The organism is Streptomyces sp. NPDC002788, assembly GCF_053592115.1.
Genome location: NZ_JBSFVB010000001.1, coordinates 180,035 through 205,738 on the forward strand (window position 1 = coordinate 180,035; position 25,704 = coordinate 205,738).

General features: G+C 71.0%; 17 protein-coding genes and 1 pseudogene. 9 read left to right on the forward strand and 9 right to left on the reverse strand.

All coding sequences use genetic code 11. The features are described from left to right. Nucleotides 1-13: 13 nt before the first annotated feature. From ACWD1U_RS00830 to ACWD1U_RS00840, 3 genes are read left to right on the forward strand one after another with little or no spacing between them, the layout of a single operon-like run. Complete coding sequence (locus tag ACWD1U_RS00830) at nt 14-736, forward strand: glycosyltransferase family 2 protein (protein WP_451103516.1); 723 nt, start codon at nt 14-16, stop codon at nt 734-736. Beyond that, nucleotides 733-1,350, forward strand: a complete 618-nt coding sequence (locus ACWD1U_RS00835) for a TIGR04282 family arsenosugar biosynthesis glycosyltransferase (RefSeq protein WP_451103517.1) — start codon at nt 733-735, stop codon at nt 1,348-1,350. Before ACWD1U_RS00830 ends, ACWD1U_RS00835 begins: the two co-directional genes overlap by 4 nt. Then, on the forward strand, nt 1,347-2,126 hold the full coding sequence (locus ACWD1U_RS00840; RefSeq protein ID WP_451103518.1) for a class I SAM-dependent methyltransferase: 780 nt from the start codon (nt 1,347-1,349) through the stop codon (nt 2,124-2,126). The genes ACWD1U_RS00835 and ACWD1U_RS00840 overlap by 4 nt, the downstream gene beginning before the upstream one ends. A gap of 316 nt (nt 2,127-2,442) precedes the next feature. On the opposite strand, the gene ACWD1U_RS00845 is transcribed toward ACWD1U_RS00840, so the two are convergent. Then, nucleotides 2,443-3,720 (reverse strand): molybdopterin-dependent oxidoreductase, encoded by a 1,278-nt coding sequence (locus tag ACWD1U_RS00845; RefSeq protein ID WP_451103519.1) that lies wholly within the window; start codon nt 3,718-3,720, stop codon nt 2,443-2,445. 114 nt (nt 3,721-3,834) lie between these two features. On the opposite strand from ACWD1U_RS00845, the gene ACWD1U_RS00850 reads away from it, so the two are divergent. After that, complete coding sequence (locus ACWD1U_RS00850; RefSeq protein ID WP_451103520.1) at nt 3,835-5,283, forward strand: hypothetical protein; 1,449 nt, start codon at nt 3,835-3,837, stop codon at nt 5,281-5,283. 59 nt (nt 5,284-5,342) lie between these two features. Here ACWD1U_RS00850 and ACWD1U_RS00855 read toward each other — a convergent pair whose 3' ends face one another. From ACWD1U_RS00855 to ACWD1U_RS00865, 3 genes are all read right to left on the reverse strand, one after another. Continuing rightward, nucleotides 5,343-10,238, reverse strand: coding sequence for a DNA repair ATPase (locus ACWD1U_RS00855; RefSeq protein WP_451103521.1), 4,896 nt, complete (start codon nt 10,236-10,238; stop codon nt 5,343-5,345). Between the two features lie 132 nt (nt 10,239-10,370). Further along, complete coding sequence (locus ACWD1U_RS00860) at nt 10,371-12,404, reverse strand: flotillin family protein (RefSeq protein ID WP_451103522.1); 2,034 nt, start codon at nt 12,402-12,404, stop codon at nt 10,371-10,373. 89 nt (nt 12,405-12,493) lie between these two features. After that, nucleotides 12,494-12,985, reverse strand: a complete 492-nt coding sequence (locus ACWD1U_RS00865) for a hypothetical protein (protein ID WP_451103523.1) — start codon at nt 12,983-12,985, stop codon at nt 12,494-12,496. Nucleotides 12,986-13,565: 580 nt separating this feature from the next. Between ACWD1U_RS00865 and ACWD1U_RS00870 the strand changes: the two genes are divergently transcribed. Next, a complete protein-coding gene (locus ACWD1U_RS00870) occupies nt 13,566-14,102 on the forward strand; it encodes a TerD family protein (RefSeq protein WP_451103524.1) in 537 nt (178 codons plus the stop codon). Between the two features lie 167 nt (nt 14,103-14,269). On the opposite strand, the pseudogene ACWD1U_RS00875 reads toward ACWD1U_RS00870, so the two are convergent. The 5 genes and pseudogenes from ACWD1U_RS00875 to ACWD1U_RS00895 form a co-directional block, all read right to left on the reverse strand. Further along, nucleotides 14,270-14,926 (reverse strand): annotated as a pseudogene (locus ACWD1U_RS00875) (HAD family hydrolase); the annotation flags it as partial. An 11-nt stretch (nt 14,927-14,937) separates the two neighbouring features. Continuing rightward, complete coding sequence (locus ACWD1U_RS00880; protein WP_451103525.1) at nt 14,938-16,023, reverse strand: ABC transporter ATP-binding protein; 1,086 nt, start codon at nt 16,021-16,023, stop codon at nt 14,938-14,940. Between the two features lie 3 nt (nt 16,024-16,026). Next, on the reverse strand, nt 16,027-16,839 hold the full coding sequence (locus ACWD1U_RS00885) for an ABC transporter permease (protein WP_451103526.1): 813 nt from the start codon (nt 16,837-16,839) through the stop codon (nt 16,027-16,029). Next, nucleotides 16,827-17,723 (reverse strand): ABC transporter permease, encoded by an 897-nt coding sequence (locus ACWD1U_RS00890; RefSeq protein ID WP_451103527.1) that lies wholly within the window; start codon nt 17,721-17,723, stop codon nt 16,827-16,829. The genes ACWD1U_RS00885 and ACWD1U_RS00890 overlap by 13 nt, the downstream gene beginning before the upstream one ends. Next, complete coding sequence (locus ACWD1U_RS00895; RefSeq protein ID WP_451103528.1) at nt 17,720-18,877, reverse strand: ABC transporter substrate-binding protein; 1,158 nt, start codon at nt 18,875-18,877, stop codon at nt 17,720-17,722. Before ACWD1U_RS00895 ends, ACWD1U_RS00890 begins: the two co-directional genes overlap by 4 nt. A gap of 223 nt (nt 18,878-19,100) precedes the next feature. Here ACWD1U_RS00895 and ACWD1U_RS00900 point away from each other — a divergent pair, with 223 nt between their 5' ends. The 4 genes from ACWD1U_RS00900 (at nt 19,101) to lgt (ending at nt 25,534) form a co-directional block, all read left to right on the forward strand. After that, complete coding sequence (locus tag ACWD1U_RS00900) at nt 19,101-19,841, forward strand: GntR family transcriptional regulator (protein ID WP_451103529.1); 741 nt, start codon at nt 19,101-19,103, stop codon at nt 19,839-19,841. 1,132 nt (nt 19,842-20,973) lie between these two features. Next, complete coding sequence (locus ACWD1U_RS00905; protein WP_451103530.1) at nt 20,974-23,244, forward strand: transglycosylase domain-containing protein; 2,271 nt, start codon at nt 20,974-20,976, stop codon at nt 23,242-23,244. Between the two features lie 66 nt (nt 23,245-23,310). Continuing rightward, on the forward strand, nt 23,311-24,282 hold the full coding sequence (locus ACWD1U_RS00910; protein ID WP_451103531.1) for a L,D-transpeptidase: 972 nt from the start codon (nt 23,311-23,313) through the stop codon (nt 24,280-24,282). Nucleotides 24,283-24,649: 367 nt separating this feature from the next. Then, complete coding sequence (gene lgt / locus ACWD1U_RS00915; protein ID WP_451103532.1) at nt 24,650-25,534, forward strand: prolipoprotein diacylglyceryl transferase; 885 nt, start codon at nt 24,650-24,652, stop codon at nt 25,532-25,534. The last annotated feature ends 170 nt before the right edge of the window (nt 25,535-25,704 follow it).

Genomic DNA, 25,704 nt, shown 5'->3' on the forward strand with positions numbered 1-25,704 from the left:
GGTGAACGCCGTGATGACCTCTATCGAACCCGAGGACGTCGACATCGTCCTCCCCTGCCTGAACGAGGCCGAAGCCCTGCCCTGGGTGCTCGACCGCGTCCCTCCCGGCTGGCGCGCCCTCGTCGTCGACAACGGGTCCACCGACGGCTCGGCCGACATCGCCCGCCGCCTGGGCGCGACCGTCCTCCACGAGTCCCGCCGCGGCTTCGGCGCCGCCTGCCACGCGGGGCTGACCGCCGCGACGGCCGACATCGTGTGCTTCTGCGACTGCGACGCCTCGCTCGACCCGGCCCTGCTCGTGCCGTTCGTGCGCGACGTGCGAAGCGGCGAGGCGGACTTGGTGCTCGGGCGGCGCCGGCCGAAGAGCCGGGGCGCCTGGCCCGCGCACGCCCGGGCCGGCAACATCGCGCTCGCCCGGCTGCTGCGCCGCCGCACCGGACTGCGGCTGCACGACCTCGGCCCCCTGCGCGCCGCCCGCCGCGAGGCGCTGCTCGGCCTCGGTCTGACCGATCGGCGCAGCGGCTATCCGCTGCAGATGGTGGTGCGCGCCGCCGACGCGGGCTGGAGCGTCACCGAGCACGACGTCCCCTATCTGCCGCGCACCGGTGCCTCGAAGGTGACGGGCACCTGGCGCGGCACCTGGCAGGCGGTACGGGACATGCGCCGCGTCCTGGCCGAACCCCCCGCCGTACCGGCGGCTACCGCAGCGCAGGCGCGAGGAGGAACCCACCGGTGACCACCCTGCTCGTCATCGCCAAGGAACCGCGGCCGGGACGGGTGAAGACCCGGCTCACCCCGCCGTTCACACCCGCAGAGGCGGCTGCGCTCGCCGAGGCGTCCCTCGCGGACACCCTGCGTGCGGTGGCCACGGCACCCGCCCGGCGACGGGTCCTGGTCCTCGACGGGACGGTCGGGCCCTGGCTGCCGCCCGGTTTCGACGTCGTGCCGCAGTGCGCGGGCGGCCTCGACGAGCGGCTGGCGGCAGCCTTCGCCGACTGCGACGGCCCGGCCCTCCTGATCGGGATGGACACACCGCAGGTGACACCGGATCTCCTCACGGTGGACTTCCAGAGGTACGGGGCGTGCTTCGGTGCGGCCGAGGACGGCGGCTTCTGGGCGCTCGGGCTGGCGGAGCCGGACCCCGAGCTGCTGCGCGGGGTTCCGATGTCGACGCCCGCCACCGGCGCCGTCCAGCGCGACCGGCTGGTCGCCGCGGGCCTGCGGGTGCGCGATCTTCCGGGGTTGCGGGACGTGGACACGGCTGCCGACGCCGAAGCGGTCGCCGCCATGGCACCGCACGGCTGCTTCGCCGCGGAACTGGCCCGGCTGCGGACGGCCGGCCGCCGATGAGCACAGCGCACGAGGTGATGGCACGGGACACCGCCGAGCACAGTTGGTCCGCCGACCCCTACGCCGACGCCCTCCGGGCCGGCCGGGGGCCGCTCTTCCTGCGCCGCCTCGACGGCTGGCTGCTGCCGCTGGACGTCGAGCGGTGGTGCGCGCGGGCCGACGCCGTGGACCGGCAGGCCCTGGACCGGTGTGAGGGTGCCGTCCTCGACGTGGGGTGCGGGCCCGGACGGCTGGTCACCGAACTCGCCGCCCGGGGCCGGACCGCGCTCGGCATCGACGTCAGCGAGGCCGCCGTCGCCCACACCCTTGGTCTCGGCGGGCCGGCCCTGCGGCGCTCGGTCTTCGAACCACTGCCGGGCGAGGGCCGCTGGAACACCGCCCTGCTCCTGGACGACAACCTCGGCATCGGCGGCGACCCGCGCGACCTGCTCCGCAGACTGGACCAACTCCTGCTGCCCGGTGGCCTGTTGATCGCCGAGACGGTGCCGGTGGACGTGGACGAGCGCGCCGACGTCCGTATCGTGCGCGGCACCGACGCACGGGGCGCCACCGGCACCCCGTTTTCCTGGGCCCGGCTCGGCACCCCGGCGCTGCTGCGGTACGCACGCCCGCTGGGCTGGCGCACCGTCGATCAGTGGTCGGCCGGTGGCCGCTGCTTCGTCGCCCTGCGCAGCCGCAGCACCAGCAGCAGGGCGGAACCACCGCACAGTGCGGCGGTGATCAGCAGCCAGCGGGCGAGGAAGCCGTCCGCGGACAGGCCGGTGGCCGACTCGTAGCTGTCCGCGACCCGGCCGCTGATCAGCGGGAACCACACCAGCAGCAGGAGCCCGGACAGGGCCGCCGGCACCCGGACGTACAGGGCCCACTCCCGGCGGCCGACGGCACCGAGCACACCGGTGACGGCCCGGTCCACGGCCGCGTACAGCGGCAGAAGCACCAGGTCGTGCAGCACAGCCGCGCCGACGAACCACAGCGTCACCCCGAGCCGGTCCCCGGACAGCAAGCGCAGGCCCGCGTAGCCCGCGAGCGCGAACGAGCCGGCCAGGAGCAGGATCCGCAGCGGGCTTCCCAGCCGGGGCACGGCTCTGCGCATCACAGGTCTCCGAACGTCATCCGGGCCACCCACTTGGTGTTGAGCACACCGGGCGCCGCAGGCACGATGATCCGCGCCGGGTAGCCGTGGTCGGGGGTCAGCGGCTCACCGTTGACGTCCAGGGCGAGCAGCGAGCGAGCGTCACGCACCTGGTCGGACCGCAGGGCGGCCTTGCGAAAGGCGCCACGTCGCTGGAGGGACTCCACCAGGATGTCGGGGGCCGCGTCCGCGTCGTACCCGACCAGGGCGGCGAGATCCCGCAGCCGCACCCCCCGCCACCACTGGTCGCTGGTGGACCACCCCTCCACACAGGCGATGGGCAACGCCGAACTGTGCAGCGGCAGTTCCAGCAGCTCGGCACGGCTCAGCCGGAGGGTTCCGGTCGGCCCGGTGACGACGAGCCGCCACACGTCCTCGCTGGTCTCTCTCGCGCCGATCCCCCGGGAGGCGGCCGTCTTGTTGATCTGGAAGCCTCCGGGACCGCTGCCCGGATCGGCGCCGCCGTGCGGCGCGAGCAGGGCGGTGCGCCGCAACGGACCGTCGAAGCTCTGCCCCGCCGTGGTCCCGAACAGCAACAGCGAACCGCCCCCGACCAGCCACAGCGCCCCGCGCCGCGACACGGTGGGCTCGGCGGGTCGCGGGGAGACCAGCGGGAAGTCCGGCTCCCCGCCCGCCTCCTCCTGCGGGCCCGTCCCCGCCCGCATGCGACGCACATTGCGAACGGCGGCAGGGGCCCGGAGCACCACGTGCACCACGAACGCGGCGAAGAACACCCAGGCGCCGTAGAAGTGCAGCGGATAGAAGGAGCCGGGGAAGACGTAGTCCAACTGGACGTTGAGCACGCCCGTCACGAACTCGAACAGCACGCCGCCGACGAGGAGCAGCAGGGAGATCCGCTCCAGGGCGTGCGCGAGCGACCGGGCCGGCGGCAGCGCGAACAGCTTCGGCACGACCGACCACAGCTTGGCCAGCAGGACGGGGATGAGCGTGATCCCGAGCGTGACATGGACGCCCTGGGTGAACCGGTACAGCCAGTACGGACGCGTCGGCCAGGCGAAGAGGTAGAAGCCGAGGAGGCCCTTGTCCGGGGTCTTGTCGTTCACCCGCGCGAGGTCCGGGTTGTAGGCGGCGTACGACAGCAGCCCCGTCACGAACAGCACCGTGATACCCGCAAGCAGCACCACACCGAGGACGGAGGTGAACCAGGGACCGCGCACCGGACTGCGCCAGAAACCGGGGGACGTGGGCGAGGCGGGCGGGGTGTGCAACCGTGACATGCGCCGACCGTAGGCCCGTCCGGCCGCGGAAACGGGCCTTCGACACATGACGAAACGCTGACGTCCGCACGCGCAGCGGCCTCGGCACGGTCCGAGCGGCCTAGCGTTCCTCCCGTGACTCGTGATCTTCTCCGAGACCTGCGTGCGACAGTGGCGGCCGCCCTGCTCGTCGCGGCGGCCGTGCTGGTGGGCACCGCGATCGAGCGGGAGCACGGGACGCTGCGCGTGGGTTGGCCTCCTCTGCTGGCCACGTGGGGTCCCCACGTCGGCCCCGGTACCCCCGCGGCTCTCGTCGTCGCCGTGGCCGTCGTCGCCCAGGGTCCGGCCGTCGCCGCCCGGCTGCCGTGGCGGTCACTGCTCTGCGCCGCCTGGGGTACGGCCATGGCCTGGACCTGCTCTCTGGCGCTGATCGACGGCTGGCACCGAGGGATCGCGGTCCAACTCACGACGAGGCACGAGTACCTGCGGGCCGTCGACCGCTTCCAGGACATCCCCGCGACCCTGCGGGACTTCACCCACCACATCCTGCTGCACTCCCCCGACAACTGGCCCGCACATGTGGCAGGCCACCCTCCCGCGGCGACCGTCACGTTCGTCCTGCTCGACCGGGTGGGGCTCGGCGGCGGGGGCTGGGCCGGCGTCTGGTGCATCACCGTCGGCGGGTCGGCGTGCGCGGCAGTCCTGGTCGCCGTGCGGGCGCTCGCGGACGAGGCCCTCGCGCGCCGGGCGGCGCCGTTCCTGGTGCTGGCGCCGGCCGCCGTATGGATGGGGACGTCCGCGGACGGCTACTTCGCGGCGGTCGCCGCCTGGACCGTCGCGTTCCTCGCCCTCGCGGTGACCGGACACAGCCCGCGGCTCAACGGTTTCGCCTCCGGGCTCCTCTTCGGCCTCACCTGCTACCTCTCCTACGGCCTCACGCTCTTCGTGGTGATCGCGGGCGCCGCCCTGCTGCTCGGCGGCCCGCGACGGATCCGGCCCTTGCCCTACGCCCTCGCCGGAGCCTCCGTCGTGCCGCTCGTGTTCACCTTCGCGGGCTTCGACTGGTGGGAGGCGTACCACCTCCTGGTCGAGCGCTACCACCAGGGGGCCGGCGGCGTCCGGCCCTACGGCTACTGGGTGTGGGCCAACCTCGCCTGCACGGTCCTGATCGTGGGACCGGCGACGGTGGCGGGCCTGCGACGCACCGCCGCCACGCTCCTCGGAACCACGGCACGGCTCAGGGCACGTCCTGCCCCCGGCGCACCTCCGCGCGTCCCGACACCCGACCGCCACGGCACTTCTGTACGCGTCTTCTCTGCCCCTCGTCGGCGTGTCGTGCCACGGGCAGGCGGTCCCGGCGCCTCGGCCGACCTCCGCCTCGCCCTGCTCGTCGCCGCCGCGTTCGCTGCCCTGCTCATCGCCGACCTCTCAGGGATGAGCAAAGCGGAGACCGAGCGCATCTGGCTGCCGTTCGCCCTGTGGCTGTTGGCCGCATGCGCGTTCCTGACCCGACCCCGAGCGTGGCTCGCGGCGCAGGCCGCGCTCGCCCTGCTTCTCAATCACTTGCTCCTGACCGGCTGGTGACGGGAAGGCTCCCGGCCCGGCACGCGCCCCCGTGACAGATCACCTGCCCTCTCTCCACGTCACTCCTGCCCTGACACCGAGGCCGAACGGGCCGCGTGCCTGGCGGTGGGGTTGGCCATCAACAGGCGCGGGTCGGCGGCGCGGGTGATCGCCGTCTCCACGGCCGCGACCCGGTCGGCGAGCAGACCGAGGGCGGCGATGGCTCGGACGAGCGGGTCGTGCTCCGGGCCGCCGAGAGTTTGAGTACGGACGTATGCCGCCTTCAGTTCGGCCCAACGCACAGCCTGTTCCGGCGACAGCGTGCCGCGCAGCTCGCCCAGCTTCAGCAGGTTGGCCTCGGCGCCGGTGGTGAGGGTCTGGGCCTCGGCCGTGTAGTGGTCGTCGATCAGGGCCGCCAACTCGGTGTGGTTCATGACCGGCTGGATGCGCTGGGCGATCTTGTTCATGTTCCGGTAGGAGCCCTGGAGCCGGAAGGGCGGCTCGGAGCGGGTGGCGTCGGACTGGGCGGCCGAGGCGATGTACGCGGCGTTCACCGCCAGAACCGTCTCGCGGGCCGCGAGCAGGTGCCGCAGTACGGCCACGATCCGCTCCAGCTCGGCCGGGGCATACGGGTGTGCCGGCCGGTAGGCGCGGGCCGTCGCGTCGTCCTCGGCCAAGCGGATCAGCAGGTCGAGGTCTGCGCGGTCGCGGCCGGCGAGCGGGGCGAGGACCGGGTTGGCGGTGAGCGCGTTCTCGACGAAGCTGAGCGCGAAGGCGTCCTCCTTGCCGGTCAGGACGTCGCCGAGGTTCCAGACGTCGGCGCGGTTGGCGAGCATGTCGGGGACGCGGAAGCGGCTGCCGGACTCGGTGTACGGGTTGCCGGCCATGCAGACGGCGAAGCGCTTGCCACGCAGGTCGTAAGTGCGCGGCCGACCGTCCCGCACGCCCTCGATGCGGCGCGTGGCGTCGCACAGCGGGATGAACTTCTGCAGCAGCTCGGGCGAGGTGTGCTGGATGTCGTCCAGGTACAGGAGGGTGTTGTTGCCCGCCTCCAGTGCGAAGTTGATCTTCTCCACCTCCTGGCGGGCGGTCACGTTCGGAGCCTCGGCCGGGTCGAGCGAGGTCACCGCACGGCCGAGCGCGGGGCCGTTGACCTTGACCAGGATCAGGCCGAGGCGATCGGCGACGTACTCCATGAGCGTCGTCTTGCCGTAGCCGGGCGGGGAGATGAGCAGCAGGAGACCGCCGGTGTCGGTGCGCTTGGACTCGCCCGTGGTGCCCAGCTGCTTGGCGAGGCTGTCGCCGACCAGGGGGAGGTACACCTCGTCGATCAGCTTGCTGCGCACGAACGCCGACATCACCGTCGGCCGGTACTCATCCAGGCGGAGGCGGGTGCGCTCGGCGGCCACCAGCGCCGTCCGACGGCGCTGGTAGGCGCGGTGGGCGGGGACCTCACGGGCGCGGAACTCCCTTGTGCGGGCCAGCAGTTCGTCGATGCGGACGGTGAGGGTCCCGCCGCTGACGCGCGGGTGGGTGCCGAGCAGCCCCTCGACGGTCTCGGCCAGCGGCGCGTCGGACTCGTAACGGGGCAGGTCCGGGCAGAGCTCGGCAGCCACCGCCTCGGCCAGGTCGCCGGGGGTGATCTCCGTTCCGGTCGCGGTGGCGTACGACGTCAGCCATGCCTCGACCAGCTGTCTGCGGGCGCCCGAGTCGGTGAGGACGGCGAGGTCGTCGTCATATGCCGACGTGCCGGTCGTACGGCGGAACGTGTCGAGCAGCGTGCGGGTGCCGACGCTGATGACGAAGCCGTCGGGGCCGCTGGTCAGCTCCTCGAAGAGGTAGCCGGCCGCCGCTCGGGTGCCGATCGCCTCCGCCAGTTCGGCCACGAGGTCGGCGATCGCGGGCGCGAGCCCGAACGTGTCCCGGGCGCGGGCCAGCGATACCGCACGGCGGGTCCAGTTCTCGCGCTCCTCGGCCGTCGTGCCGTGCGCCCAGAACAGCTGGGCGGCGGCGCGGGCGGCGGGCTCGTGGCGGAGCGGGCCGGCGCCCTCGTACAGACGCAGGAGTGCGGCGAGGACCGCGGTCGCGTCGTGGTCGTGGACGCCTCGCTGGTAGCCCTCGTCGTACGCGGCCTCTGCCGCCTGCCGCACGAGGGCGGGCAGGTCGGCCTCCGCGAGCGCGGCCGGGCCGTGTTCGTCCAGCAGCCGGGCGGCGAGGTGTTCGGCGCGGCAGACGTCGGGTGACTCGGACGGCAGGGGGCGGTCCCAGTAGGGGCGGGTGGCGGCGAAGTCGGGGTCCGTGACCGGCGAGCGGTAGTCGGTGCCGGTGAGTGCGAAGGCGAGCGTGTCGCCGTGCGGGACCAGGGTGAGGTCCATGGGTTGGGTGTTGACGGCGAAACGGTGGGTGCCCAGGCGGAGGGTTCGGCCGTCGTCGGCGTACAGATCGGTGCGGTCGCGCAGGGCACGCAGCGCTTCCTGACGGGCGGACTTCAGGCGGCCGTCGAGTTCCTCGGCCCTGACCTGGTCGCCGAGTTCGCGCAGCTCGTCGGCGATGCGGCGGACCTTGGCGGGCATCGGGTCGGAGGTGAAGTACGTGGCGACCTCGTCCGTGTCGGCGAGCGTGGCGGCGCGACGGGTGACCGTCCGCAGGACGCGGGTCGCCGAGTCGGCCAAGCGCTCGGCGCGGCGGGCGCGGGCGTCGGCGAGGGTCTGCTTGCGGGCGGAGAACGTCTCGTGGATTTCGTCGCGCTTTTTCGCCAGCTCACCGAGGAAGTCGTCGAACTCGGCGAACCGGGACTCCAGGTTCTCCACCTGCACCAGCATCCGGGCGAGCTGGTCGTCGCACGCCTCGGGACTGTCGGCGGCCGCGAGCGCGCCGATGACGGCCTGGCCCAGCAGGGCGAACTCGGCGGCGAACTCGGCCCGCCCCTCACGGTCGAGGAGCGCGTGGCGGTGGGCGTCGAGCACGGCGCGGGCGCGGTTGACGCCGCCGAGGAGCTCTGCGATCCGCTCCAGGACGGACGTACGGGCGGTGGCGTCGCCGATGTCCAGACCGGCCACGACCTCGGTCACCGTGCGCAGCCCGTCGGCGAGGTCGTCGAGACGGGCGGCGACGGGCGCCGCCTCGGCGACGGTGGCTATCGCCTCGGCGTCGGCGACGAGCTGCTCGATGCCGGCCTGATGGCCGTCGAAGGCGTCCTCGCGCGCCAGATGGGCGACGGCCCGCTGTCCGAAGGAGGCGAGGTCGGCCTCGGCATCGGCGGCGAGTTCGTCGACGCGGGCGGTATCGGCGTACCGCATGTCCTTGAGCGTGAGCAGGTGGCCCCGGGCATGGCGCAGTTCGGTCAGGCCGGTCACCCAGGCGGCGGCGCTGCGCGGGGCCTCGCCGCGCAGACGTCGTACGACCGTGGCGACGCGCGCCGCGGCCTCGGCGAGCGCGTCGGCCGCCTGCCGGGTGAGGGCCTGGACGGTCTCGAACTCGGCCAGCACCTGCTCGGCGGTGGTCCGGACCTGCTCCAACGGCGTGTGCAGATCCCCTAGTTCGGGATCGCTCAGCCAGTGGTAGGAGTCGGTGGCCCGCACGCACGCGGCGGCCAGCGCCTGGTAGACCTCGCTCGTCGGGGTCGTCTCGGTGACGGCGCGCGTGAGGGACAGGCAGTCGGAGATGCCGCGCACGAGGTCGGCGTTGCCGACGCGGGCGAGCGGGCCGGCGCCGACGGGCTGGGCGGCGGCGTGGGTGTCGGACACATACGGGGAGTTCCAGAGCTGGAGCGGGTGGACGCGCTGCGGTTCGTCGCTGTCGGCGCGTAGGACAACGAGGGAGCCGTCGTCGAAGAGGGCCCAGCCGTGGCAGGACAGCGGGGTGGCGACCTCCTTGCGGATCATGTTGTAAGGCAGCAGCAGACTGCGCCCTTCCTCGCGCGCGTGGAAGGCGAACAGCACGTCCTCGCCGTTCGGGGCACGAACCACGCGCTCGAATTCCAGGTCCGCCACGTCCGAAGGGGCGGTGACGCCGTCGAACGTCTTGTACGCCCCCGTCGCCAGGCAGTAGCCGCCGGGGAAGACGATCCCCTGGCCCTCGGGGAGTGTTCGGCAAGCCCGGCCGATGCCGTCGAGGCGGACGACGCTCTTCGTGAGCGTGTTGAAGACCAGGTAGCGGTGGACGTCCTCCTTGTACGGGAGGACGTCCAGCAGGATGAGGGCGCCCACGCGCGCGTACGCGATGTCGGCGTCGGCGAGGGACTGCAGCGGCTCGGCGACCGGCTCGGCGTGAATCCCTTCGCCTGTCTCGGTGTCGTCCTCGACCTTGACGGTCAGGGTGCCGCCCACCGTTTCGACGAAGACTTCCCCCTCGATGGAGACATGCGGGTGGCGGCCGAGGACGTGGTGCTCGCGGGTCGTCTGCGTCCATGCGAAGTCATGGGAAGGCGGGAAGACGTGGTCACGCTCGCCACGCGCGTCCAGGAAGGACGGCAGGCCGTCGTCGGTGACCGCCCAGCGCAGGACGCGGATGTCGCCGGCCTTCTCACCCGTCTGGAAGACGGCCAGCAACTTGCCCTCGATACGGCGGAGTTGCAAAAGGTGGGCTTGGCGGTAGTAGCGGTAGAGGGCGGCGAACTCGCGGACGAAGGCGGGGTCGTCGAGCAGGCCCGGCACGGCGTCCTCGGCCAGGCGGTTCACATCGCGGTCGTACAGCGCGAAGACATCGCCCACCGTCGTCTCCGGCTTGAGGCCGAGGAAGACGTTGTGGCCGAAGAGCAGCGTGTCGCCGACGGAGACGATGTCGCGGGGCACGCAGTTGTGCTCGGTGCGCAGCGACTCGGTGCTCGTCAGCTCCAGCCGGGTGGAGCCGAACTCCTCGGTCCGGCGAGCGTTGAGCGCCTGGGCGCGGCGGGCGAGCTCAGCGGCCTGCGCGGTGAGCCGGTCGCGCAGCACCTCGTACGTGCCGGCGTCCAGACCGGTGGTCCCGGTGGTCATGGGGTCCCTCTCGGAAGTCGGAGAATCGTGGGCCGGAGCTGCCGTCCCCTGTGCGGCAGCTCCGGCCCACGGGCCGGGCCGGGCCGTGACGGCGCGTCGGGTCCCGGCATGCAGGGCGGGCCCCGACGGCGGTCAGGCCCTGACGCTGCCGTTGAGCGCGGTCAGCGACGTGTCGGCGAGGCCCAGCTCGCCTGCCTTGTCCAGCAGTTGCTGGAACTGTCCGGCGCTCGCGCCGCCGTTCTTCATGAGCTTCATCAGCAGGGCGGAGACGGTCAGGTTCTGCACATCGGCCGGGGAGACCGGGCCGAGGACGCGGCTGAGGTCGTCGGTGAAGCTGGAGGTGCCGTCCAGCCAGGGCTTCACGAGTGCCTGGGCGGTCTCGGAGTGCTGGACGAAGCCGTCGACGCCCTTGCCGAGGGCGATCGAGGAGACCAGCCGGTCGAAGAAGACGGACTCGCCGCCCACGATGTTGATGTCGGCGTTCTCCAGGCCGGTGGCCAGCACGGTGGCCTGTGCTTCGGCGACCTGCCGCTGTACGTCCAGCCCGGCGAGACGGATGTCCTTCTCCGCTTCCAGGCGCAGCCGGTACTCCTCGTGACCGCGGGAGGCGTCGTCCAGCGCGGCCATGGCGGCGGCCTTCTCGGTGAGACCGGCGGCCTCGGCCTTCAGCTTCCCGCCGATGCCCTCGGCCTCGGCCAGCGCCTTGGCCCGCGCACCGTCGGCTTCGGCGCGCAGCCGTGCCTGGGTGGCCTCCGCCTCCGCGCGGCCGGCCTTCTCGATGACCTCGGCTTCCTTGTCGCGGACCTGGACGGCCGCGAGGCCCTCGGCGGCGGATTCGGCCTGGGTGCCCTCGGCGAGGCGCAGTTTGGCCTGTGCGTCGAGGTCGGCGCTCTTCAACCGGGCCTCGGCGAGGGTGAGTTCCTCGGCGGCGCGGTGGAGGGCGGCCTGCTCGGCGGCCTCGGCGGCCTTGATGTCCTTGACCAGTTTTTCCTGCGCCTCGGCCTCGGCGGCGATGATCACGGCCTGCCGGCCGCGTTCGGCCTCCTCCACGGCCCGAAGCTTCTTGATGGCCTCTTCCTGTTCGGCGACCGTACGGTCCACGGCCACGCGCTCGCGGATGACCTCGGCGATCTCCCGCTTCTCCGCCTCGACCTCCTTCTCGGCGGCGATCTGCGTCAGTCGCGTCTCCCGTTCCCGGGCGATGACCTCGAGCTGCCGGTCCTTCTCGATGCGCTCGTTCTCGATGGCGATGACCCGCTCGCGGTTCTTCGCCGCGACGGCGACCTCACGGGTCTGGTTCTCGCGCTGGACGCCGAGCTGCTCCTCGGTCTTGAGGAACGCGGACTGTGCCCGCAGCCGCTCCTCCTCCATCACCCGCGCCGTCTCGGCCTCCTCACGGGCCCGTACGGTCTCGATCTCCCGGCGCTGCTTGATCTCGGCGTCCGCCTGCCGGCGTTCCAGCTCCAGGATGGCCTCGCGGGCGTCGACGTTCTGCCGGGTGATCTCCTTCTCCTCGGTGCGCTGAGCCTCGTTGGTGCGCACGTGTTCCACGGCCGTCAGCTCGGTGATCTTGCGGATGCCCTGGGCGTCGAGGACGTTGGCCGGGTCGAGCTGGGTCAGCGGCGTCTGCTCCAGGTAGTCGATCGCCGCGTCCTCCAGGTGGTAGCCGTTGAGGTCGACCCCGATGACCTCGATGATCCGGTACCGCAGCTCCTCGCGCTTGGTGTACAGGTCGGTGAAGTCCAGCTGCTTGCCGACGGTCTTCAGCGCCTCGGAGAACTTCGCGTGGAACAGTTCCTGCAGCGTGTCCCGGTCGCTGGCCCGCGCGGTGCCGACGGCCTGGGCGACTTTGATGACATCCTCGACGGTCTTGTTGACCTTCACGAAGAACGAGATCCGGATGTCCGCACGGATGTTGTCCCGGCAGATCAGGCCCTCCTTACCGGCGCGCGTGATCTCGATCGTCTTCACCGAGATGTCCATCACCTCGGCCTTGTGCAGCACGGGCAGCACGACCTGCCCGGTGAAGGTGACGTCAACCTTGCGCATCTTGGAGACGATCAGTGCCTTGCCCTGCTCCACCTTGCGGAACAACCGGGCGACGACGAGTACGACGAGCAGGCAGGCAGCGACCAGCGCGCCGATGCCCACGATCATGGCAACCATGGCATACGTCCTTCGGACATGAGGGAGTCGAGCTGAGGAAAGGAGGCCGGAGGAGAGATCCGGCGGCGGCGCGGCTCAGGCGGTCCGGCTCAGGCGGCGCGGTTCCGCGAAGGGTGCGCGGCGTCGCTCGGCACGCGGCCGTAGGGATCCCGGCCGCGGGCGGGGGGCAGCGCGGCGGCGTCGCCCGTGCGAGGCTCGCTCGCCACGGACAGCACGGGTTCATCCGGGAAGAGGCGGTGCAGCGGCCGTACGATCACGCAGGTCGCGCCCCAGGCCACGAACAGCGCCCCCAGGGGTACGACGATGCGCAGCATCCCGGCGACCGGTGCCGGGGGCGCCGCCACGGCCAGCAGAACCACCGCCCCGACACTCAACGCCCAGGCGAGCACCGTCAGCAGCGAGAAGGCGATCGTCACGGGCACCCCGCTCATGCGCCACGCCCGAAGGTCCACGTCCGTGTCGAAGCTGTCGACGTCGGCGACGCCCACGGCGGCCAGGAGCCAGAAGCAGACGACCACCACGAGGGCGGCGGTCAGCAGGATCGTGGGCAGCCCCGTGGCCGCTGCCAGAAAAATCCGCATCTCCTGGTCCCCCTCTCTGCCCGCGGCGCGCATCAGTCGTCTCCGACGGTTGCCGGTCGTTCCGGGCCTCGATGCCGAGCACCTGCCGGTGTCCGGCATCGAACCCATCCACCGTGCTCCCCACGAGCCATGCTGCACCATCCGATCCCGGCCGCGCATTGCCGGTTCCCGGCAGTGTTCATCAGCGTCTGCATGCCGGTGGCCGCTAAGAAACCGTCTCCGGCACGTCAGGAATCCGGAGGACGTCGTGACGGGTCGTGCGTTGCCGTGAGCCCGTCGGCGAGAGCGGCCGGAGGGCGGAAGATGCGTGTTCCCGCAGGCTGGGTCGGCGAGCCGGAGCTTCCACTGGCCACGACCGGACGGGCCCGGCTTCCGAACCGGGTACCCGAAGGCGGCCCCGCCCCGAGCAGCCAGCACCGCTCGGTCGCGTCGGCGACAGGTTGCCTGCGCTGCGCGCTCTCACCGAGGGGGCCTGGTGAAGGAGCTCGCCGTACAAGGCTTCAACAGGGCGGGTGGGGGCCATACTTGACCATGCGGGAGATCGTCCCGTGTGGCTCGGCATGGGAGAGGCAGCAAACCGGTGAGCAGCGACAGCCAGGGAGTGGGGAAGGTCGAGGTACGGCTCAAGTGGGACCCGAGTCCCTGGGATCAGCCACCTCACCATCTCGACATCATCGCCACGACCTACTCGGCGGATGCCCCCTACGGGCGGCCTGTGTACGTCGTCCACTTCGACAGCCGCTCACCGGACGGCACCATCAACATGAGTCGGAACAGCCAGACCGGTCAGGGCTTCGGCTACGTGGAAGTGATGACCCTGGAGCTCGACCGCCTCGCGTCCTCCTTCGCACGGGTCGTCGTGGGCGTGGCGATCCACCAGAACACCGGCCCCAAAACCTTCGGTGACATATCCAACGCCGGAGTCCTGGTCGTCGAGGGGTACAAGGAGCTGCTGAAAGACGACTTCGCGCAGGTCTCCGGTTCCACCGCGACGACGGTCGCGGAGTTCACCCGGAATGCCTCCGGAGCCTGGGAGTTTCACGAGATGGTGCGCGGGTTCGACAGTGACCCCGTGGTCTTCACCGGGGAGATGGGCAGCCACGCCCCACAGTCCTGACGGGGGAACTTCGCAGAGAAGTACGGCCGACCGCGGCCGCCCCGAAGTCGTTCCCCTCTCGGTCCCGGCGCCGGCCGGCCGACTCCGGCGGCTGGTCGCGGTGTCTGCCCCGCAGCGCGCAGATGTCCCGCCGGAGCATGGCCTCAGGTTTTGCAGCTCATGACGCGCGGTTCACACGTGACCATGGCACGCAGGTGGTCCGGGGTGACCCCCACGAGACTGGTGAGGACCGTCCGTCCCGGTGCCGCGTCGATCGGCGCGAGAGAGGGCACCGCGAGGACGGCGCAGCCCGCGGCCTCCGCGGAGCTGATACCGGTCTGGGTGTCCTCCACGGCCACGCAGCGAGCCGGGTCGACGCCGAGGGCGCGGCAGACGGCGCGGTACGGGTCGGGGGCGGGCTTGGTGTGTTCGGTGTCGTCGGCGGTGATGGAGAACGCGAAGTGGTGCGCACCGAGGGTGTCCAGCACGGCGTCGGCGACGGCTCGGGGAGACGCCGTGACCAGGGCCGTGGGAACGCCCTCACGCGCCAGGGCCTCCAGCAGGTCGAGCGCGCCGGGCCGCGGCACGATGCCGGTGCGGACGCGGCCCGCGAACTCCCGGTGCAGTTCGGCGGCGAGCTCCGTGGCCGGCACGCCCGCGGCCACGCCGAGCCACCGGGCGGTGTGCTCGACCGGGCGGCCGAGCACCTCCGGCTGATCCGCCTCGGTCAGCGGCCTCCCCGCGACCTGCTCCACCGCTTCCCACCACAGCCGCTCGGTGTCGACGAGCGTGCCGTCCATGTCGAACAGGACGGCCTGGAGCGGCCGTCGGGAGTGAGGGGTCACGTCTCTGTCTTTCACGACTGGTTCGTACGATCGGCGACGAGCACCGGCCGCTCGGGCAGCGAGACACTCACGGCGGCGCCCGAGCCGAGCACTGCGGCCTCGTGCGTGGGCAGGTCGGCCTTCACCTCGGTGCCATCGGCGAGCCGGACGGTGACACGGGTGGCCGCGCCGAGGAAGGCCGTTGCCACCACGTGCGCGTCGCCGTGCTCGTCCGCCGCGACGAGCACCGTCTCCGGCCGCACCAGCACATCGACTTCCCGCGCCGTCGGTGCCTCTCCGTCGACCGGCAGCAGCCGGCCGAGCACCTCGACGGACCCGTTCCCCGCAACACCCGGGATCCGGCTCATGGTGCCCACGAACTCGGCGACGAAGGCGGTGGCGGGACGGCCGTACAACTCGGCCGGGGCGGCGCACTGTTCGAGCCGTCCGGCCCGCATCACCGCGACCCGGTCGGCGATGGACAGCGCCTCCTCCTGGTCGTGCGTGACGAACAGGGTGGTGATGCCGAGCTCCTGCTGCAGGCGGCGGATCTCCTCGCGCAGACTCAGCCGCACCTTGGCGTCGAGCGCCGACAGCGGCTCGTCGAGGAGCAGCACCCGCGGGCGCAGGGCGAGCGCGCGGGCCAGCGCGATGCGCTGCTGCTGACCGCCGGAGAGCTGGTGCGGGTACCGCTCTGCCTTGTCGGCGAGGCCCACCAGGTCGAGCAACTCGGCGGCGCGGGCTCGTCGTTCGGCCGTACGCACCCTCCGCATCCGCAGGCCGAAGGCGACGTTGTCGAGCGCGCTGAGATGCGGGAAGAGGCTGTACGACTGGAAGACCATCCCGGCGTCGCGGCGGTGGGCCGGGATGTGGGTGATGTCCTCGTTGTCGACCAGCACGGCACCCGAGCCGGGCTGTTCGAACCCGGCGAGCATGCGCAGCGCGGTGGTCTTCCCGCAGCCGGACGGACCGAGCAGGGCGAGGAACTCGCCGGACCGCACGGTCAGGTCGAGGCCGTCCAGGGCGACGGTGGCCCCGAACTCCCGGTGCAGTCCCCGGAATTCGACGGTGGCGGCCTGCGCTGTGGCGGCCGTCTTCTCAAGCGTGGTGGCGGTCATGGTTCATCCCCGGGAAGCGGTTCGGGAGCGCCCGCCGAACACGGTGAGCGCGAGGAGAAGTGCCCAGGTGACGAGCAGGCTGAGCACGGAGACGGCGACGGACAGCTGGGCCTGCGAGCCGCTGACGTTGACGATCCACACGGCGAACGGCTGGAAGCCCAGCAGCTGGGCCACGGTGAACTCGCCGAGCACCAGTGCCAGGGTCAGGAACGAGGCGTTCAGCAGCGCGCCGCGCAGATTGGGCAGTACGGCCCCGACCAGTGCCTGCGGCCAGCTCGCCCCGCAGCTGCGGGCGGCCTCGACCAGGGTCCGCGCGTCGATCGCGCGCAGCCCCGCGTCCAGCGCCCGGTACACGAAGGGCAGCGCCATCACGACGTACGCCAGGACGAGAACCAACGGGAAGCTCGGGTTCTGGATCGCCACGAACGTCTCGAACAGCGGCGTGCGGGAGAGGTACTCGGGTCCCCACTTCAGCACCGTGCCGATCCCGGCGACGAACGCGATCGGCGGCACCACCAGAGGCAGCGAGCAGACGACCTCGACGACCGGCCGCATTCGCGCGGCGCCCAGCCGCAGCGCGACCATCGCGGGCACCATCAGCACCAGCACGATCGCGATGGTGGCCGCGGCCAGCTCCAGCGACAGCAGGAGACTGGAGCCGAACCCGGAGGTGGAGAAGATCTGACCGTAGGCGTCGAACGTGATGCCCTGCCCGGGTACGTCGACCGTGAAGACCACGGACGCGGCCAGCGGCACCAGGAAGTACAGCGCGGCGAGGCCGAGCACGGCCCACCGCCACAGGTTCAGGCGAGCCATCGCGCACTCCGGCGTTGCAGGGGCAGATACACGGCCATGACCAGGCCCGCGACCAGGACCATGTCGAGGCTGAGGGCGAGCGCCACGTTCTCCTGACCGACCAGCACGTTGCCGGAGAGGGCGTCGGCGATCTGCAGGGTGACCAGCGGCACCGAGCTGCCCACCATCGCCGCGGCGGTGGCGTACGCGGCGAACGCACTGCCGAACAGGAGCACGAACCCACCGAGCAGCGTGGGCGCGAGCACGGGCAACGCCACGTGCCGCCAGTACCGCACGGCCGTGGCCCCGTTGTTCTGCGCGGCCTCGCGCCACTGGGAGCGCAAACCCTCCAGGGCCGGGGTGATGGTGAGGACCATCAGCGGGATGAGGAAGTACAGATAGACGATCACCAGGCCCCAGAAGCTGTAGAGGTCCCAGCCCGCGTCCGCCAGGCCCAGGTGCCGGGTCAGCACACCGGCGTTGCCGAGGGTGGCGACGAAGGCGAACGCCAGCGGGACGCCACCGAAATTGGCCAGCACCCCGGACGCGGTGAGCACGGCCTCGCGCAGCGCGCGGAAGCGGGAGGTCACCACGACCTGCGCGAGCGGCAGCCCGAGCACGGCTGCGATGGCCGCGGAGACGGCGGACAGTTTCACGCTGCCCCCAAGGGCGGTCAGGTACGCACCGTGCAGCGAGGCCGTCAGGTTCGCGGTGCCGTACGCCGTGGTGGCCGTGGCCTGGTGCTTCACGGTGAAAGCGCCGTTCAGCATGGCCAGTGCGGGGAGCCCGAAGGCGATCGCCGTGAAGGCCAGGAGCGGGACGACGGCGAGCCAGCCGGGGGTGCGGCGCCGCCGCTTCACCGAAGCGACCGGCGCCACGTCGACCCGCGGGAGCGTGGCGCTCATCCGGAGACGGCCTTCCCCCAGCCCTGCGCGATGGCCGTCTTGGCCTTGCTCTGCTGGGCCTCGGTCGGGAACGTGGGCGTGCCGGAGACCTTCGGCAGCTTGGCGGCCGCGGCCTTGTCGAGGGTGCCGGCCTTCTCCATCGCGGCCATCAGGGCCGGACGGGCGTACCCCTTCAGCCACAGGTTCTGGCCCTCGGCGCTGTAGAGGTACTCCTCCCACAGGCGGGCGGCCGCCGGGTGCGGGGCGTCCTTGTTGATGGCCTGCGAGTAGTACTGCGCGAACTCGCCGTCGGACGGCACCGCCACCTGCCAGTCGAGCCCCTTGGAGTTGAACTCGTCGGCGTACCCGGCGTTCAGGTAGTCCCAGTCGATACTGATCGGCGTCTCGCCCTTCTCGACGGTGGCCGGGGTCGACTCGACGGGCGTGTAGTTGCCGCTCTTCTTCAGCTTGGCGAAGAAGTCGAGGCCGGGCTGGATGTCATCGAAGGAGCCGCCGTCGGCGAGCGCGGCCGCGAACACGCCCGCGAAGGCCGACCCGGACTTGGTGGGGTTGCCGTTCAGGGCCACCTGGCCCTTGTACTGCGGCTTCAGCAGGTCCTTGAACGTGGTCGGGCAGGTCTTGACCCGCTTGGCGTCACAACCGATGGAGATGTAGCCGCCGTAGTCGTTGTACCAACGGGCCTTCGGGTCCTTCTGTCCCGTGGGGATGTCGGCGAAGGAGGCCACCTTGTACGGCGCGAGCAGCCCCTGCTGGGCCGCGCTGAGCGCGAAGGAGCTGCCCAGATCCAGGACGTCCGGAGCGCGGTTCTGGCCCTGGCGGGACGTGACGGCGTTGATCTCGTCCTGGCTGGCGCCGTCCGGGTTCTCCACCTGGATCTTGATGCCGTACTTCTTCTCGAAACCGTCGATCAGGGCGCCGTAGTCGGCCCAGTCGCGGGGCAGCGCGATGGCGTGCAGCGTGCCCTCCTTCTTCGCCGCGGCGACGAGCTTGTCCATGCCACCGAAGTCGGCGGCGGACGTGGCGGCCGCGGCGTTCTCGCCGCCGGCGGTGGCCGACACGTTGTCGGGAGCGGCGCCGCAGGCGCTCAGGGCGAGCGCGGCGACGACGGCGAGGGAACCGCCGAGGACGGCTGTTCTCCACAAGGACACGGTCACGGTCTCTCCAGTGGTGCGCGGGGGTTGGGGCGGTGCGGTGACTTGTCTGGGGTGACTTGTCCGAACAAGTTGACCTCAGTAGGCCCGCCACCGGTGTCACGCTCGTGAACACTGGTGAAACCCTGACCTCGGATTCCCTGGTTCTTACCAACCTTTTCCCCTCACCTCAGAAACTCGAATAGGCTGCTCACGCTGTGCACAGCAGTCGAGGCAGAGGGGAAGCATGGCGGCGCGACACGAGAAGATCGCCGACGAACTGCGGCGCGCGATCGACCGCGAGGAATACACAGTCGGCAGCCTGCTGCCCGCGGAGACCGAACTCGCAGCCCACCACGGCGTCTCGCGCGGCACCATCCGCCAGGCCATCACGGCCCTGACCACCGAGGGCCTCATCGGCTCCCGGCAGGGCGCACGCCGCGTGGTCCTCGCCAACCGTCGCAGCCAGACCTTCACCGAACTGCGCAGCTTCGCCCAATGGGCACGTGCCATGGGCCGCGAGGCGACCGGGCACGTGGTGGCCCAGCAGTACCGCCCGGCGACCACGGAGGACGCCGCACGCCTCCAACTGCGCGCCGGCACCCCGGTGCTGCACGTCCTCCGCGTCCGCGGCCTCGACGGCGAGCCGGTACTGCTGGAGCGGACCGTCTACGCCGACTGGATCTCCCCCACCGTCGAGGCCATCGAACCCGACTGCCCGTCCGTCACCCAGCGCCTCTACGACGACACCGGCCTGGTCTTCGCCTACGGGGAGCACGTCATCGACGCGGTGGCAGCCGGCGCCCAGGACTGCGAGCTCCTCGAGGTCCGCCGCACCAGCCCGCTCCTTCGCGTCCGCCGGGTCACCACGACCCACGAAGGCCGTGCCGTCGAGTGGTCGGACGACCGCTACCGCTCGGACGCGGTGAGCTTCAGCGTGCACAACTCGATCGCGAACAACGCGCTGGCCCGCAAGGCAGTGGACTGACGGGCCGACAGGCTGCTGAAACCCCACTTTCCATCCTGCCCTCGGGTTCGTACCGGGCACACCGTATGTCGTCGCGTGTCAGCACGTGCGCGTCTTCCTCGAGAGGGCAAGCACGCCGTCGGGTGTATACGGCGCTGGAAGCGGAAGGCAACGTAACCGACCGCTCCGCCGTGACCGGGAACCTCCGCTCCCGAATCACCGGAGCGTTCAGCCAAGACACGCGCCCAGAAATGCGCCGACCGGCGAGACCGAATTGATGAATCCCGCCTGTGACGCAATGAGGTGCCGCTGCGCGGTTGAATCAGCGTGCCGACGGTTCCCACGATGAACAATTCGCAGGCATCGGCGACAACCCCATTCCCGCCGTGACCGCGGCGCGAGCGTGAAACTGCTGAGCGGTGCCTCGTCCGGGGCCGCCGTGATTGCTGTGGGTGGGTTGTCGGCCATGGTGCGGCGGCTCCTGTCCCCGGGTTCGGTAACACCCTCAGCCCTTCCCTGGGAACCGCCGACGGCACCCGGGCGGACCGAGACGTCGCGCGGCGAAGTATCGAAGCGGTCAGCCGGAGGTCATTTCGAATCGATGGAGCGGTCAACAGGGCGCCAAATGTCGGCTCTCGCCGGCTCAATCCTTTTAGGCTCAGCTTGACACCGGTCCCTTTTCCGGTAAGGCAGAGCCGCTGTCCGCGCACACGCGGACGGCGGGGCGGTCTTTCGGCTGGGCCGATCGGCCGGCTGCGGGAGGCAACCGAACCGGGGCTGTTACGCCTCCTACGGCAACGAACGCCTGGAACTGCCGCGTCGGCCATGGAGCCGCAGCCCAGGCTCCGGCTTCCGCCGCGACCACCACGGGGGCAGGCACCGACAGTGCCGGAGGAACTACTCCGGCATGCGTATCTCACTGAAGGCAGCAAGGATGAGCGATTACCGTAGCGGGCCTCCTTCGCGAAATTCCCGGGGTCATTCCGGCCAGTATCCGGCGGAGGGGACGGGGGCTGCGGGTGGGCAGCCCCGAATGACCCGAGCGGAGATGCGCAGGGCCGCCAAGACGGCGAACCGGCGCTCAGCACGCGGGAAGGCGGAAGGACCGGGCCCGGGTGCGCGTCAGGCCGCTTCCTCCCGGCGCGGTGCTCCCGTGAAGAGGCGTCTGATCGACTACCCGCGGACGGGCAGACGCGGTCTGCGGCGCTGGCTGCCGTCGTGGAAGCAGGTGCTGGCCCTCTTCGTGCTGCTGTTCGGCGGCATGGTCGGCGCGGTTGGCCTCGCCTACGCGTCGGTGACGATTCCGAGTGTCAATCCGAACACTCAGCTGCAGAACAACGTGTTCTATTGGTCGGACGGCTCGCAGATGGCCAGCGTGGGGCAGGTGAACCGGCAGAACGTGAGCCTGTCGCAGGTTCCGTCCGATGTGCAGTGGGATTTCCTCGCGGCGGAGAACGCCTCCTTCTACACTGATCCGGGTGTCGACCCGCAGGGAATCCTGCGGGCGCTTTACCACATGGCTGACGGCGGCCAGGTGCAGTCCGGGTCGACCATCACGCAGCAGTTCGTGAAGAACACCTACCTCAGCCAGAGCCAGACCCTGTCGCGCAAGTTCAAGGAGATCATGATCTCTTTGAAGATCGGCAACAGTCTCAGCAAGCAGCAGATTCTGCAGGGCTATCTGAACAGCAACTACTACGGCCGCGGCGCTTACGGCATCGAGGCCGCCGCCCAGGCGTATTACCACCTTCCCGTGGAGAAGCTGAACGTCAGCCAGGGAGCTTTCCTGGCCGCCACGGTGAACGAGCCGAGCGTGATGATGAACGCCGACGACCCGCAGGCCCGCGCCCAGGCCACCGCCCGCTGGAAGTACGTGCTGGGACGGATGGTCGCCATCGGGAAGTTGAGCGGCACGCAGGAACATCGGTATCTGCGGGAGGGCTTCCCGGTGCCGAAACCGATGACGGCCTCCGGCTCGATGAGCGGGCAGGTCGGCTACCTGGTCCAGATCGCCGAACAGTACGTCGAGCAGCACTCGTCCGTCACCGACCAGCAGCTGAATCAGGGCGGCTACCAGATCTACACCACCTTCGACAAGCACCAGGTCGCCGAGCTGAGCGCCTCGGTGGCCAGGATGCGGGGGCAGCACCTGGACCCGAAGCACCGGTCGGCGGACCGGAACGTGCAGGTCGGTGCCGCCTCCGTCGACCCCACCAGCGGAGCGATCGTCGCCCTGTACGGCGGTGACGGCTGGAACAAGGGCCACTACACCGACAACGCCAACAGCTCGGGTGTGCCGGTCGGTTCCACCTTCAAGCCGTTCGTCCTCGCCGCCGCCCTGGACCACGGCGCGGTCCTCTCCCCCGGGCAGCCGCCGTCGCCGATCACGCCGGAGAGCAAGTTCGACGGCGACAACGGCATCGAGATCAAGAACCAGCAGGGACAGTACCTCCCGGACGGCAGCGACCCCACGGGGCTGCTCCACCAGCAGAACGACGTCTCCACCAAGTGGGGTTACATCACCCTGCGCAAGGCCATGGAGCAGTCGGTCAACACCCCGTACGTCCAACTGGGCGAGTACGTCGGCTACGGCAACGTGGAGAACGAGGCGCTGGCGGCCGGTCTGCTGCGCAAGACCCTCCAGTACGACACATCCGGCTTCTACATCGGCACCTCCACCCCGTCGGCCATCCGCATGGCCGACGCCTACGGCACCTTCGCCGCCGACGGGGTCCACCACGAGCCCTACTCGGTCACCAAGGTCCTCGACGGCGGCCGCCAGCTGTCGGGTTTCACCCCGCCCGCCGGCAGCAGGGCCATGCCCGCCTCGACCGCCGAGACCGTCACGAACGTGCTGCAGGACGTGGTCGAGCACGGCACCGGCACCAACGCCCTTGCCCTCGGACGCCCCGCCGCCGGCAAGACCGGAACCACGGACGACTACAAGTCCGCCTGGTTCATCGGCTACACCCCGCAACTGTCCACGGCGGTCACCATGTTCAAGGAGGGCTCCGGCAACTCGGGCCTGAAGTCCATGTCCGGAGTCGGCGGCTACAGCAAGGTCTTCGGAGCGGACATGCCCACCCAGGTGTGGCTCGGCTACATGTCCGCCGCGCTCCAGGGCCAACCCGTGAAGTCCTTCCCTCCGGCACCGCCACTCGGCCAGGGAGCCGACGAGAACGGCGCCCCGTCCCCCACCCCCTCGGCGTCCCCCACCGAGTCGCCCTCGAGCACCCCTTCACCGACCACACCCACACCGTCCCCGTCCATCACGCCGTGCAGCGACATCCCGGGCGGGTGCACCTCCCCCACCGCCCCCACCCCCTCCCCCTCGCCGACCAGCACCGACGGCTTGGCAGGCGGCCTCTTCGGCTCAGGAGGCGGCAAGCAAGGGAACGCCGGCGCGCAATCACCACGCCGATGACCGCGAGGCTCCCGCGCTACGTGCAGTTCACCACCACGCCCGCCGGACAATGATGGGGAGTCGAGCATGCGAAGTCTCAAGAACGGCATGGCAGTGGCCCTGCTGGCAACCGCGGTACTCGCAGGCGCGAGCGGGTGCGACGGCAGCGCCGCGGCCTCGGTGTCCCACGCCGCGGCGCACTCCTCGCCGGAGCCGCGTACGAGCGTGAGTCCGTCACCGACACACCCGCCGATGCTGCTCGACAGCATCGTTCCCGAGCCCGGCGGCACCGTCGGTGTGGCCATGCCGGTCTCCGTCGTTTTCACCGATCCGGTTGCCTCCTCCGCCCGCGCCACGGTGGAGCGCCACCTCAAGGTGTCCACCTCCGTACCGGTCACCGGCGCCTGGCACTGGTTCAGCAGCACACGGGTCGACTGGCGGCCACGGACATACTGGCCATCAGGCACGAAGGTGACGCTGAACGCCGGCCTCAAGGACGTGAGCGACGGCTTCGGACGGTACGGACTGCGCGACTACCGGCACAGCTTCACCATCGGGCCGGACGTCGAGACCACGGTGTCGGTCCCCGGCCACTGGATGAAGGTCACCCGGGACGGCCGACTGGTGCGCACCATGCCCATCGACGCCGGCAGCCCCACCTTCCCGTCCTGGGACGGCACCATGGCGGTGATCGACAAAGAGCCCAAGGTACGGATGACGTCCTGCAGCGTCGGTATCACCTGCGACAAGCACAACCCCGACTACTACGACCTCAACCTGCCCTGGGACGTGCACCTCACGACGTCGGGCACCTACGTCCACTACTCCACCGGCGACCCCCACCCCGGCCACGGCTACGGCTCGCACGGCTGCGTCCACCTGTCACTGTCCGAGGCGAAGTGGTTCTACCACTACGTCGAACAGGGCGACCCGGTCACCATCACCGGCTCGCCTCGCGGGAACGCCGCAGGCGACAACGGCTACGCGGACTTCAACCTCCCCTGGTCCCAGTGGCTGTCCGCCAGCGCGACCGGACCGCGGACGACCAGCCGCGTGTAGGCGATGACGTGACCGATCCCGCGACTTCACAGCTGAGCCAAGGAGAGTCTGGCGGCACCATGCCCACAGCCATCAAAAACACCCGCCGAATGGCTTGCGCACCGAGAGCGGACACCGGCGAGCCGCCTCACCGCGCGTCAGCCCGGCGCCGGGCCGTCGCCCGCCTCGCCCAGGAACTCGGCGGGCGTGAACAGGGCCGGCACGGCACCGGCGACGGCCGCGGGGCAACCCACACGGGGCAGTCGACGCGGACCTGCCCGGCACTCACAGACACCCGCCCGACCGATGCCTCGGTGTCCGACGTGTCGTCCATCGGGTCGTCCCCGGCCGACGGCTGGATCTTGCACGTGGAGAACGGTTCGAGCTCATGATCCTTGCGTACCTTCCCAGCCCCTCACAGGGGGTGTGGCACCTCGGGCCGGTTCCGATTCGCGCCTACGCGCTGTGCATCCTGGCCGGCATCTTCACCGCCGTGTGGCTGACCGGCCGCCGCTGGGAGGCGCGGGGCGGCAGGCGGGAGGACATCGCGGACATCGCGGTCTGGGCGGTGCCGTTCGGCATCCTCGGCGGCCGCCTTTACCACGTGATCACCGACCCGGAGCTGTACTTCACCGCCGGAAAGCAGCCCATCCGGGCCCTCTACATATGGGACGGCGGCCTGGGTATCCCCGGCGCCGTGGCGGTGGGCGCCGTGGGCGCCTGGCTGGGCTGCCGCCGCCGCGGCATCCGCCTGGCCGACTTCGCCGACGCCGTCGCGCCCGGACTGGTGCTGGCGCAGGCGATCGGCCGCTGGGGCAACTACTTCAACCAGGAGCTGTACGGCCGCCCCACCGACCTGCCGTGGGCGCTGTACATCGACCCGGCCCACCGCCCCGCCGACAGCCCGAACGTGGCCCTGTACCACCCGACGTTCCTGTACGAGTCGCTCTGGGACCTCGGCGTGATGGCGCTCCTGTTGTACCTGGACCGCCGCTGGCATACGCGGCTTCGACGCGGGCGCCTGTTCGCCTGCTACGTGCTCGCCTACACCGCCGGGCGGACCTGGATCGAGGCACTGCGCATCGACCACGCCAACCACTTCCTGGGCCTGCGGCTGAACGACTACGTCAGCCTGGTCCTGTTCACCGGCGCGCTGGTGTACCTGATCGCCACCCGCCGTCCGCACCCGGACGACGACGCGCCCCACCCGGGTGCCGACGGCGAGGAAGCAGTGCCGGAGCCGGCCGAGCCGTCCGGCGGAAAGCGGTGGTGACAGCCCTCCCGGACGCGGAGACGTCGCGGGCCGCGACCGGGGGCCGTATACGGGATGACGCACCGGCCCGCCGCTGCCCACGGCACGTCCGCCCACGATCGATCGCGCAAGGGGTGAACTGCGGACGAATTCTGGCTTTTCCTCTGGTCAGGACCTGGTCAGGAACGAGG